General features: G+C 47.1%; 9 protein-coding genes and 3 rRNA genes. 1 reads left to right on the forward strand and 11 read right to left on the reverse strand.

All coding sequences use genetic code 11. The features are described from left to right. Positions 1 to 131: 131 nt before the first annotated feature. Positions 132 to 317, reverse strand: a complete 186-nt coding sequence (locus MHH63_RS24020; protein WP_036678851.1) for a sigma factor G inhibitor Gin — start codon at positions 315 to 317, stop codon at positions 132 to 134. 209 nt (positions 318 to 526) lie between these two features. Here MHH63_RS24020 and MHH63_RS24025 point away from each other — a divergent pair, with 209 nt between their 5' ends. Beyond that, entirely contained in the window at positions 527 to 1,051 is a 525-nt protein-coding gene (locus MHH63_RS24025) for a hypothetical protein (RefSeq protein WP_076130063.1), read from the forward strand. Between the two features lie 63 nt (positions 1,052 to 1,114). Here the strand turns inward: MHH63_RS24025 and MHH63_RS24030 are convergent, their stop codons facing one another. The 10 genes from MHH63_RS24030 to MHH63_RS24075 form a co-directional block, all read right to left on the reverse strand. Beyond that, positions 1,115 to 1,528, reverse strand: coding sequence for a hypothetical protein (locus MHH63_RS24030; RefSeq protein WP_036678856.1), 414 nt, complete (start codon positions 1,526 to 1,528; stop codon positions 1,115 to 1,117). Between the two features lie 258 nt (positions 1,529 to 1,786). After that, positions 1,787 to 1,903, reverse strand: a 5S ribosomal RNA gene (gene rrf / locus MHH63_RS24035). 128 nt (positions 1,904 to 2,031) lie between these two features. Further along, positions 2,032 to 4,958, reverse strand: a 23S ribosomal RNA gene (locus MHH63_RS24040). A gap of 232 nt (positions 4,959 to 5,190) precedes the next feature. Then, positions 5,191 to 6,748, reverse strand: a 16S ribosomal RNA gene (locus tag MHH63_RS24045). The 16S, 23S and 5S rRNA genes sit together here, the layout of an rRNA operon. A 424-nt stretch (positions 6,749 to 7,172) precedes the next feature. Then, on the reverse strand, positions 7,173 to 8,324 hold the full coding sequence (locus tag MHH63_RS24050; RefSeq protein ID WP_341172172.1) for an amidohydrolase family protein: 1,152 nt from the start codon (positions 8,322 to 8,324) through the stop codon (positions 7,173 to 7,175). A gap of 2 nt (positions 8,325 to 8,326) precedes the next feature. Further along, positions 8,327 to 9,385, reverse strand: a complete 1,059-nt coding sequence (locus MHH63_RS24055) for a pyridoxal-phosphate-dependent aminotransferase family protein (protein WP_076307474.1) — start codon at positions 9,383 to 9,385, stop codon at positions 8,327 to 8,329. Between the two features lie 21 nt (positions 9,386 to 9,406). Then, positions 9,407 to 10,156 carry an ABC transporter ATP-binding protein gene (locus MHH63_RS24060; protein WP_076195266.1) on the reverse strand — a complete coding sequence of 250 codons (750 nt, stop codon included), beginning with the start codon at positions 10,154 to 10,156 and terminating at the stop codon, positions 9,407 to 9,409. Beyond that, entirely contained in the window at positions 10,147 to 10,911 is a 765-nt protein-coding gene (locus MHH63_RS24065; protein ID WP_076195269.1) for an ABC transporter ATP-binding protein, read from the reverse strand. The genes MHH63_RS24060 and MHH63_RS24065 overlap by 10 nt, the downstream gene beginning before the upstream one ends. Then, complete coding sequence (locus MHH63_RS24070) at positions 10,911 to 11,777, reverse strand: ABC transporter permease (RefSeq protein ID WP_139330225.1); 867 nt, start codon at positions 11,775 to 11,777, stop codon at positions 10,911 to 10,913. Before MHH63_RS24070 ends, MHH63_RS24065 begins: the two co-directional genes overlap by 1 nt. Further along, on the reverse strand, positions 11,774 to 12,745 hold the full coding sequence (locus MHH63_RS24075; RefSeq protein WP_340397590.1) for an ABC transporter permease: 972 nt from the start codon (positions 12,743 to 12,745) through the stop codon (positions 11,774 to 11,776). Before MHH63_RS24075 ends, MHH63_RS24070 begins: the two co-directional genes overlap by 4 nt.

Consider the following 12,745-nt stretch of genomic DNA (forward strand, 5'->3'; position numbering starts at 1 on the left):
CTGACTGAACAGCAAAACGGCTCCCCCCGCTTAAACAACGAGGAAGCCGTATATGAATATCTCTAATGCAGCCCTTATATCTTTCATCCAGACTGCTCTCTTATCCGCATCAATTAACAGAGTTACTCTACTTAAGCGTTCTTTTGCAATCCGATCTTCTTCATCTGGCCAATAAAAAAACGGTACTTAGCATCTTCTGCCTCGGTACGGATCATTTCTGCCTCACAATCCTCACAAATAAAATGCGAGACAATCACAATACCTTCTTCTTTTTCCTGCCCACAAATGATACAAGCTTGCCCGGTTTGCTGTTCCATAACCATCCCACCTTGACTCTTTTAAGAACAGTATGATACACCTTCTATCATTTTAAACCTTTTCATAGTTTTTTCATATCCTTCGTTTCGTGTATTATATATATTCCGCTGCCCCTATATCGGTGAATATTCGCCCATAGTTTAATAAAATGCTTTCATTCGCCGATATTAAGAACATATGAATCTGTGAGGAGGTTAGTCTATTTTATATGGAACCCAACACCAAAGGCGCTGCTACATTCTATCAATATAAATTAATCAAAAAAATTAATCTAACGGCACCTCTGCTGCGTGTTTATATTTTGCTCCCTCTTTTGGTCCTTGTGCTCGAGACAGTCTTTCTTTCTTGGTGGAGTATTCTCTACTTAATTATAGCTGCTCCGGTTATGTTCTGGGTTCAATATGTTATTTCACGCTCAGTACTTCTAATCTCCGGGCATCCTATTTCAAAAAGATGGTCCATCTCATTTAAAATCCCGTGGCTTGGCTTCATGCCAGATCAACACATTAGTTACCGCATTTTCCGTAAAGTACAGTTACATAATTTTTATATTGGTCTTTGTATTGCAGCTCTCTTTATTTTTTGGTCACCACCGGCATTTACAGTATCCCTGATTATTTGCCACTTGTGGCTTTTATTGCCCCGTCTCTATACACTGTTCAAAATAAATCAACGCAACAAGGAAGGCATGCTTAAGTTTAATCCAACCGATGCCTCCTATTACTCTCAATAGAGTACAGTTAACCTGTGTTCGCATATAAATAAATAATCGCCATCCATAAAGGACGGCGATTATTTATTTTGTCTTAAGACCTTTAATTAAGGCCTTCTTTTCTTTAGGAATCATAACTATAAAATAATCATCATGCACTGTTAAATGAACCGTTACTCCATCCTTCTGAAAAACACCAGATGAATCGGTATTCTCCTCTTCCTGTTCAACCCATCCCCAGGCCTTAATAGTATCCATATACTCCTCTGGGATGCCGTTCTTCTCCTTTAATCCAGGTAAAGAATAACGCACATAATCCATAGCAACGTTTGTCGTAGTCTGGTCTGGGGAGTACGCCTCTTGGGGCACAGGGAAATTTTTCTCGTTTAGCGCACCCTCAAAAGCATCCCAGCTGGGCGCTTTCGTACCGCAGCCTGCCAGTATTAAAGCTACTATACACGAAAAAATTAATATCTTAATAATTCTTGTTTGTTTCATGCCTTAAATCCTCCTTACCTCCACAATGCATCTAAAGACACAAGAAAATTCAAAGTTAGAATTTATGAGTAGTTCCTTCGTATTAGAGATGTTGCTTATTATTTGCACTTATCTATTATACTTGTATCGACCTCAGCGTCGGTAACAAAAATGTCACTCAATTACAGCCCCTTCAGATGTTGTACTCCCCTTCAAATAACACTCTTGTCCAAAAAAAACAAAAAAGCCACTGCTGATAAATCAACAATGGCTTAATGTGCTTGGCAACGTCCTACTCTCCCAGGACCCTTCGGTCCAAGTACCATCGGCGCTGGAGGGCTTAACGGTCGTGTTCGGGATGGGTACGCGTGGAACCCCTCCGCTATCGCCACCAAACATGCGTCTGTGAAACAGACGCTGCCGCGTGAAATTCGGTTCATCACCAGAAGTGACAATGAATTTCTAAGCGTGTTACAGGCTTGATGCCTGAAAACTGAATCCGAAACGAATCTGCATTCTACGTATAGGATAAGCCCTCGACCGATTAGTATTGGTCAGCTCCATGCATTACTGCACTTCCACCTCCAACCTATCTACCTCGTCGTCTTCAAGGGGTCTTACTAATTGGGAAATCTCATCTTGAGGGGGGCTTCACGCTTAGATGCTTTCAGCGCTTATCCCGTCCGTACGTAGCTACCCAGCCATGCTCCTGGCGGAACAACTGGTGCACCAGCGGTACGTCCATCCCGGTCCTCTCGTACTAAGGACAGCTCCTCTCAAATTTCCTGCGCCCACGACAGATAGGGACCGAACTGTCTCACGACGTTCTGAACCCAGCTCGCGTACCGCTTTAATGGGCGAACAGCCCAACCCTTGGGACCTACTTCAGCCCCAGGATGCGATGAGCCGACATCGAGGTGCCAAACCTCCCCGTCGATGTGGACTCTTGGGGGAGATAAGCCTGTTATCCCCAGGGTAGCTTTTATCCGTTGAGCGATGGCCCTTCCATGCGGTACCACCGGATCACTAAGTCCGACTTTCGTCCCTGCTCGACTTGTAGGTCTCGCAGTCAAGCTCCCTTATGCCTTTGCACTCTGCGAATGATTTCCAACCATTCTGAGGGAACCTTGGAACGCCTCCGTTACTCTTTAGGAGGCGACCGCCCCAGTCAAACTGCCCGCCTGACACGGTCCCCGTACCCGATAAGGGTACTAGGTTAGAACCTAGATACGATCAGGGTGGTATCCCAACGGCGCCTCCACCGAAGCTTGCGCTCCGATTTCTACGGCTCCCACCTATCCTGTACAGATCGTACCCAAATTCAATATCAAGCTGCAGTAAAGCTCCATGGGGTCTTTCCGTCTTGTCGCGGGTAACCTGCATCTTCACAGGTATTAAAATTTCACCGGATCTCTCGTTGAGACAGCGCCCAAGTCGTTACGCCATTCGTGCGGGTCAGAATTTACCTGACAAGGAATTTCGCTACCTTAGGACCGTTATAGTTACGGCCGCCGTTTACTGGGGCTTCGGTTCATAGCTTCGGGTTACCCCTAACCACTCCCCTTAACCTTCCAGCACCGGGCAGGCGTCAGCCCGTATACTTCGCCTTGCGGCTTCGCACAGACCTGTGTTTTTGCTAAACAGTCGCTTGGGCCTTTTCACTGCGGCCCCCTCGTGCTATTCACACTACCGGGGCACCCCTTCTCCCGAAGTTACGGGGTCATTTTGCCGAGTTCCTTAACGAGAGTTCTTCCGCGCGCCTTAGAATTCTCTTCTCGCCTACCTGTGTCGGTTTGCGGTACGGGCACCTTCTCCTGGCTAGAGGCTTTTCTTGGCAGTGTGAGATCATGACCTTCGCTACTATAATTTTCGCTCCCCATCACAGCCCAGCCTTAACGATGTGCGGATTTGCCTACACATCAGCCTCACTGCTTAGACGGACATCCATCAGTCCGCGTCACTACCCTCCTGCGTCACCCCATCGCTCATAGCGGATTACGGTGGTACAGTAATTTCAAACTGTTGTCCTTCGACTACGCCTTTCGGCCTCGCCTTAGGTCCCGACTTACCCTGAGCGGACGAGCCTTCCTCAGGAAACCTTGGGCTTTCGGCGGATCAGATTCTCACTGATCTTTTCGTTACTCATACCGGCATTCTCACTTGTGTAGTGTCCAGCGCTCTTTTCAGTACACCTTCAACCCCTACACAACGCTCCCCTACCCCAGATACATACGTATCTAGCCATAGCTTCGGTGGTGTGTTTAGCCCCGTTACATTTTCGGCGCAGAGTCACTCGACCAGTGAGCTATTACGCACTCTTTCAATGGTGGCTGCTTCTAAGCCAACATCCTGGTTGTCTGTGCAACTCCACATCCTTTCCCACTTAACACACACTTGGGGACCTTAGCTGATGGTCTGGGCTGTTTCCCTTTTGACAATGGATCTTAGCACTCACTGTCTGACTCCCGGCAATAAGTATATGGCATTCGGAGTTTGACTGAGCTTGGTAATCCTTGCGGACCCCGCACCCAATCAGTGCTCTACCTCCACTACTCTTATACCGAGGCTAGCCCTAAAGCTATTTCGGGGAGAACCAGCTATCTCCGAGTTCGATTGGAATTTCTCCGCTACCCCCACCTCATCCCCGCACTTTTCAACGTACGTGGGTTCGGGCCTCCAGTGCGTGTTACCGCACCTTCACCCTGGACAGGGGTAGATCACACGGTTTCGGGTCTACGTCCACATACTAATTCGCCCTATTCAGACTCGCTTTCGCTGCGGCTCCACCTTCTCGGCTTAACCTTGCATGTTAAACGTAACTCGCCGGTTCATTCTACAAAAGGCACGCCATCACCCATTAATAGGGCTCTGACTTTTTGTAAGCACACGGTTTCAGGTTCTATTTCACTCCCCTTCCGGGGTGCTTTTCACCTTTCCCTCACGGTACTGTTTCACTATCGGTCGCCAGGTAGTATTTAGCCTTAGCAGATGGTCCTGCTGGATTCATACGGGGTTTCACGTGCCCCGCACTACTCGGGATCCGTCTCGGAGAGAACACAGTTTAGGTTACAGGGCTTTTACCTCTATCGCGGGCCTTTCCAGACCTCTTCACCTACCATATTCCTTTGTAACTCCATGTGAGACGTCCCACAACCCCTAAGAGCAAGCTCTTAGGTTTAGGCTGTTCCGCGTTCGCTCGCCGCTACTGACGGAATCACTATTGTTTTCTCTTCCTCAGGGTACTTAGATGTTTCAGTTCCCCTGGTCTGCCTCTACATTTCCTATGTATTCAGAAATGAGTAACTGCGAATTACCACAGCTGGGTTTCCCCATTCGGACACCCCCGGATCAAAGCTTGCTTACAGCTCCCCGAGGCAGTTTCGTTGTTCGCCACGTCCTTCGTCGGCTCCTGGCGCCTAGGCATCCTCCGTGTGCTCTTATTAGCTTAACCTTGATTCTTCCGAAGAAAAATCTCACTAATAACATTTACTTGTTTACACAAGTTGCTAAAAGATGTTCTAAAACGCAAATTCGTTTCGGTATCCAGTTTTCAAGGATCAAGTCTTACTTGAGAGCTTAAACTCTCAAAACTGAGCAACGAGTGAGTAACAGGCCTAAACCTGAGTTTTGGAAGTTAAACTTCCGATTTGAATGTCCTCATTGCAGAGAACGATTCTCCATAGAAAGGAGGTGATCCAGCCGCACCTTCCGATACGGCTACCTTGTTACGACTTCACCCCAATCATCTACCCCACCTTCGGCGGCTGGCTCCCTTGCGGGTTACCCCACCGACTTCGGGTGTTGTAAACTCTCGTGGTGTGACGGGCGGTGTGTACAAGACCCGGGAACGTATTCACCGCGGCATGCTGATCCGCGATTACTAGCAATTCCGACTTCATGCAGGCGAGTTGCAGCCTGCAATCCGAACTGAGACCGGCTTTGATGGGATTGGCTCCACCTCGCGGCTTCGCTTCCCGTTGTACCGGCCATTGTAGTACGTGTGTAGCCCAGGTCATAAGGGGCATGATGATTTGACGTCATCCCCACCTTCCTCCGGTTTGTCACCGGCAGTCACTCTAGAGTGCCCAACATTACTTGCTGGCAACTAAAGTTAAGGGTTGCGCTCGTTGCGGGACTTAACCCAACATCTCACGACACGAGCTGACGACAACCATGCACCACCTGTCTCCTCTGTCCCGAAGGCCGCTGCTATCTCTAGCAGATTCAGAGGGATGTCAAGACCTGGTAAGGTTCTTCGCGTTGCTTCGAATTAAACCACATACTCCACTGCTTGTGCGGGTCCCCGTCAATTCCTTTGAGTTTCAGTCTTGCGACCGTACTCCCCAGGCGGAGTGCTTACTGTGTTAACTTCGGCACCAAGGGTATCGAAACCCCTAACACCTAGCACTCATCGTTTACGGCGTGGACTACCAGGGTATCTAATCCTGTTTGCTCCCCACGCTTTCGCGCCTCAGCGTCAGTTACAGCCCAGAAAGTCGCCTTCGCCACTGGTGTTCCTCCACATATCTACGCATTTCACCGCTACACGTGGAATTCCACTTTCCTCTTCTGTACTCAAGCCACCCAGTTTCCAGTGCGACCTCAGGTTGAGCCCAAGGTTTAAACACCAGACTTAAATAGCCGCCTGCGCGCGCTTTACGCCCAATAATTCCGGACAACGCTTGCCCCCTACGTATTACCGCGGCTGCTGGCACGTAGTTAGCCGGGGCTTTCTTCTCAGGTACCGTCACTCCGGTAGCAGTTACTCTACCGGACGTTCTTCCCTGGCAACAGAGCTTTACGATCCGAAAACCTTCATCACTCACGCGGCGTTGCTCCGTCAGGCTTTCGCCCATTGCGGAAGATTCCCTACTGCTGCCTCCCGTAGGAGTCTGGGCCGTGTCTCAGTCCCAGTGTGGCCGTTCACCCTCTCAGGTCGGCTACGCATCGTCGCCTTGGTGGGCCGTTACCCCACCAACTAGCTAATGCGCCGCAGGCCCATCCCTCAGTGACAGATTGCTCCGTCTTTCATTCTTCTCTCAGGAGAAAAAAGAAATTATCCGGTATTAGCTACCGTTTCCGGTAGTTATCCCAGTCTGAAGGGCAGGTTGCCTACGTGTTACTCACCCGTCCGCCGCTAAGTTATTTTGAAAGCAAGCTTTCAAAATAACTCCGCTCGACTTGCATGTATTAGGCACGCCGCCAGCGTTCGTCCTGAGCCAGGATCAAACTCTCCAATTAGTATTGAAAAGAGCGATATGCTCATTTTGAAACATCTGACGAGAAAATTAATTCTCTAATTTGGATTTCACTTGCGTGATTTCCTACTCACTCGTTGTTCAGTTTTCAAAGATCAAGTTCTCGTTGGCGCCGTTTAATGTCTCAGCAGCAACTCTTATACTATATCATGTTTGGCTATTTAATGTCAAGCTCTTTTTTTAACTTCTTTTTCGAGCTCGGCATGTGTACTTCTTGGCCGGACTTAGAATATATCATGTATGGAGATGCATTGCAAGAGTTTTTTTATATAAAATCAAAAGCATAAAACATCATCTATGTATTATCGTATTATAATAACTACCTCCCCTTATCATCTAATTATCTAGAAAGTAAAAAAACAACTGCAGAAGATAACAGTTGTTTTTTAGAAGAAGCTTAGACGATTCTAAATTAATTCCGCTTCCTTCGCTCCAGTAATTACGGCAATGATATTGCTTCGAAGTGCCTCCGCATTGTGCGCTTCATATGGATCCACTTTGAAAACAACAGCATCTGCAATAAAACCTTCTGCAATTTGTCCCAGCTCGTTACCGCTCCCCAGAATATCAGCAGCACTTTTAGTCGCAGCCTGCCACGCTTCTCTCCGAGTTAAGCCATAATCAATCAATGTATCCAGTTCTTGAAGGTTATAGCCATGTAGTGCAGGTGTGGCATAATCTGTACCGAATCCAATACGAACGCCTTCTCTTTTTGCATAATGAATGGCCTTGGAATGACATTCGGCAGCGCGGGCAGCTCGGTCGCAAATGATCGGGTTCAACGCTAGAACGCCTTTTGGGTCTGCAGCAATACGATAAATTGATGTGGTGGGTACAAACGCTACCCTCGAGTTAGCAAGTCTTCCTGCCTGATCCTCAGTTAGAAACATCCCATGCTCTATTGATTCCACGCCGGCCTGGATGGACCAGTCTATCGTCACTCCGCCCCAGGTATGAACCAGTACCTTCTTATCATGGGCATGTGCATTACGAACAATGAACGAGAACTCTTCTTCGGAAAAGATCGGGTCAACGACTTTCTCGGTAGGTGCTCCAAGCCCGCCTGTGGCCATGATTTTTATCCAACCCGCTCCTGTAGCAAAGATTTCCGCCATGCGTTGTTCTAAATGCTTGAGACCACGGGCATCTGCTGCTCCAATCATATCGCTACTGGTCTGCACTCTTAATGGATGCTGATATTGCTGAACAAGATGCTGCACTGTGCTCGGCAGAATCCCACCTGCATCACGGGCAGTCGTTACACCCGTTCTAAGAGTAGCTTCAAAAGCTTGTGCCTGCATAATTTCGATCTTGTTGGCATCGCGCTTCAATTGATCAGAGTGGTCAAAATCTGTCCAAGCTAAATGCGTATGAAGATCAATAATACCCGGACTTAGCCACAGATCTGTTCCTGCAAGATTTGACTCTACTTGATGCGGATCCGCTTCAGTAATGGATGAAAAACGCCCATCCTTTATCACGACATCAAAACGTCTGCCTTCGATACCTGCTATAAAAATGTCATTGAACGTTTGCAGCTCTGAATGCTTATGAATCATCTTCATTCCCCCCATGCCAGCCGAACAGCTGCTAATGCCTGAACAGGGTCTTGTTTCAACAGTTCGGCAAGCGTGGATATAGCCTTCTCCACACTTTGCCGCTCAGCATTCGTTCCAAAATGGTTGATCCGTAGAAGATGGCCAAATAATTCTCCGTCTCCGGGAGCCACAATGCCTATAGGCTGCTCAATCCGCAACTCTTGCTTTCCAGAAATCCGCACCGTTGTAGTCAGCGTAGAATAATGTCTGCTGTCCTTTTGCCAAGGCTCAAGCCCCAAGGATTTAATACCAGCTACAGCAGCTGCTGCGGCTCGCTCATGGCGTTTGATTACTTGATCCAATCCTTCTTCTTCAATTCGTGTCAAAGCTTGAGTCAAGGCTCTAGCCTCCAGCGTAGGAATGTTTGGGGCAACCCGCGATGGCGCGGCGTCTCCCAGTGATGGTTTCAGATCCAGCAAGGATAAAATAGAATTGCGTGGAGCATTTTCATTCGACTCAAGAAATTCCCAGCCACGTGGAGAAATACTTACGGCACTAACACCGTTGGGTCCAGCTAAGGCTTTTTGCGCACCTATAACTGCAAAATCAACGGACCATTCATCCACCAGCAGGGCCTCTCCCCCAACCGCAGATACGGAGTCCGACACAGTAATTAGATTGAATTCTTTTGCAATTTCAAATATTTCTTTAGCAGGATTAGAGCCTCCAGTAACCACTTCAGCTTGAACAAAAGAAAGGGCACAAGGTCTAAACTCCTTAATCGCAGAAGCAACTTGGTCGCTAGTGACCACTTCATCAAAAGGAACCTTTACTTCAACAACCGTTGCTCCACCCCGCTCAAGCCATTTTCCAAATAAACTTCCATAAGGACCTGTTACTATATTTACAATGGTTCGACCGGGTGCAGCTATTCCGGCGGCTACCGCCTCGATTCCAAGGATTGCCTCAGCCGGAATAATAACTGGAGGGTGCTCAGTAAACAAGACTTTGGAAATTAAATGTGTTAGCTTATTGTACTCAGCCAGTGAAAGTGGCACGTATCCTTTATGTTCTCGGTTCATAAAAAAACCTCCTGATGTACTTTATTTTGGCATTTTCGGAACCGCCGACAACAGCTCATAACTGTATTCATGTTTAGGACGGATGAAGAATTGGTCCCGCGGACTCTGCTCCACGAGCCTTCCTTGCCGCATAACTGCTACCGTATCGCTAATTGCATTGATTACTCCTAGATCATGAGAAATAAAAAGCATGGTGAGATTAAGCTCAGCCTTCAGCGTATTGAACAGTTCGAGCACACTAAGCTGCACAGATACATCCAACGCACTTGTAGGTTCATCCGCGATCAGGATGTTTGGCTCAACACTTAATGCACGAGCGATCGCTATCCGTTGACGCTGGCCGCCGGAAAATTCATGCGGGAATTTGTCTAACGCCTTTTGTTCTAAATGAACTTGATTCAAAAGCTCTTTGCATCTTTGTTCAACATCTGTACGCCCCACTATTTTATGAAACAATAAGGGCTCGGAAAGAATTTGCCTAATCGAATGTTTAGGATTTAGCGAAGCATCTGGATTTTGGAAAATCATCTGGATTGTTTTGTGCTGCTCACGGCTTCTTTTCTTTTTTAATTCTTGGGTTCCCAACAGAATCTGTCCCTCATTTGGGGCAATCAGTCCAGCAATTACTCGCGCCAGCGTAGATTTCCCTGATCCGGATTCTCCAACAAGCCCAAGGGTGGTGTGCTGCTCAAGATTCAGATTGATATGATCCAGTGCAGTAAAGCCGCCATAATGAACAGTTAAATCTTTTATTTGTAAGGCTAATTCCATGAGTCTCTACTCCCTTCAAGCTCTGGCAAAGGAAGCACCGAATCAATCAGCATCTGTGTGTAAGGGTCTTTCGGATTTCGCAAAATATCAAGGGTATTGCCCTGCTCAACAATCTGTCCCTGTTTCATTACACATAGCCGTGAACACAAGTTTGCTGCAATCGCTAGGTTATGCGTAACAAATACCATGGCAAAACTGAGCTCATGCTGGAGGCTCGTGATCGTCTCAATAATTTGCCGTTGAACCGTGACGTCCAGTGCCGTTGTCGGCTCATCACAGAGAAGTATGCCTGGCTTGCACGCCAGTGCCAGAGCGATGACTACCCGTTGACACTGACCGCCTGACAGCTGACTCGGATACCGGTCCTTTTTCTTCAATGAATCGGGGAGACCAAGCCTTTCGAGCAGTTCCAGTGCAATTACCCGCGAAGTCTTACGGCTTACTTTCTGTCTGTAATACACAACTTCAGCCAGTTGTTTGACAACCGTACAGAGCGGATCAAGCGCACCTCTTGGATCTTGAAATACCATCGCACTGCTTACGTCACTTTTAATGGTGCCACCAGTCTGTTCAACACCATTTGGAAGCAAGCCTAAAATTGCACGCAGCGTAAGCGATTTTCCTGATCCCGATTCACCTACTAATCCCAGACTCTCCCCTCTACCCAGCGAAAAACTAACATTATTGACCAATCTCTCATTTGACTTAGCTGCCAGCGATAGCGCCTCTATTTCTAAAATGGGTTGTATAGACATTATTTTTTCCTCCATATGTCTGCCAAACCATCACCTAGGAGCGACAAAGCTATCCCCGTATACACCACTGCAAATCCCGGAACGGCCGAGAGCCACCAAGCTGTAGTGATGAAGGGCTGTCCATCTGAAATCATTGTCCCCCAGTCAGGAGTTGGCGGTGTAATGCCGATACCAAGATACCCGAGTGTAACAATGGCAACAAGCAATCCAATCATATCTGTCATAAGGACGACCACGGCTTGCGGAAGTACATTCGGCAGGAGATGACGCAAAATAATTTTCACTCCTGGTAGCCCTAAGGTTTGAGCGGACGCCACCCATTCCTGATTACGAAAAGAAGCACTAAGACCTCTGACGACACGGGCAAAGACAATCCATCCTACAAAGATAAAAGTAATATAAATGCCTCGTTCTCCTGCTCCACTTGCAAAAGCCACGATAATAACGATCAGATAAAAAGGAAAGGCGATGAATGTATCTGACAACAACGTAATAACTGTATCGATCCATTTGCCGTAATATCCTGCCAGCATTCCTAGAAATACACCTGTGCAAAAGGGAATGATTTCTGCCAAGACCATGATTTTCAAATCAGTCCTCGCTGCATAAACCAGTCTGGTAAACAGATCACGCCCTAATTGATCAGTTCCCAACCAATGTTCGGCTGACGGAGGCTGTAAAAAGGCACTCAAATTTTGCTCAGAGGGGTCATAAGGACTTATATAAGGTATAAACACAGTCAAGAGAATAAGAGCTGCAAACATAATAATTCCCACTAGAAGTGATGGGGTATTCCATATTCGCTTTAAGCCGCTTGTTATCTTACCGTCTTCATACAATCGCGAGTCTAGTCTTATAGTTTTCATTGTTTTCCTTTCGTTCTGGGATCAAGCCACCAGGAAATGATTTCAATCAAGAGACTGATGATCACAACAGATAGCGCACAGTAAAGTGCTATTCCTTGAATAACCGGAAAGTCCCGTTTCGAAATTGAGGTGAACAATAAGCTGCCAATTCCCTTAATTCCAAATACCTGCTCAACGACCAAGGTGCCTCCGATTAAATAAGAAATATTCACACCCAGCAGCATTAACGTAGGAAGAGCAGAGTTGCGCAGCACATGTTTAAATAAAATAACCCTGTTTGGTATGCCCGCAGCCTTAAGGGTGACTACAAAATCCGATTCTAACACTTCAAGCATCTGCGCTCTTAATGAACGAACAAGCGTAGGAACCTGTGAAAAAGCAACAGTGACTGCTGGAAGTGCAAGACTATGCAAGGTTCCGACCCACCCTTCACTTACTCCCCCAACAGGGAACCAGCCAAGCCGGACACTAAAGAGCAAAATTAAAAGTAAGCCAACCCAGAAGATTGGCATACCTAGAGTAATTGTAGGAAAAATACGTATCAAATGGTCCAGCAGTTTATCCTTATGCGTAGCGGCTACCGTAGCGAGCAGAAGGGATACAAAAATCGCCAACACACAAGCCATCACGATGAGCAGCAAAGTAACAGGGGCCCGTTGTGTAATCAACTCTCTTGTTGATGTCCCCATAATAATGGAGTTTCCAGTATCTCCTTGAGTAAACAGCGTCTTCACAAATCGGATGAATTGCTCCCATAAAGGGAGGTCCAGCCCAAGAGTATGATGCATACTCTTGAGCGCCTCAGGGGTGCTGTATTCTCCCAAAATCATTTTTGCTGGATCTCCCGGCACGATTCGTATGATGAAAAAGACTGCTATCATTACGCAGAAGATCACTGCCAATGCTTTTATAAGAGATATCACAAGCCAGTTGTAAGAACCCTTGCTTCCTTTCGGTTGATTTAACAC

The sequence above is a fragment of the Paenibacillus sp. FSL H3-0310 genome, assembly GCF_038002785.1.
GTDB classification, from domain to species: Bacteria; Bacillota; Bacilli; order Paenibacillales; family Paenibacillaceae; genus Paenibacillus_AQ; species Paenibacillus_AQ odorifer.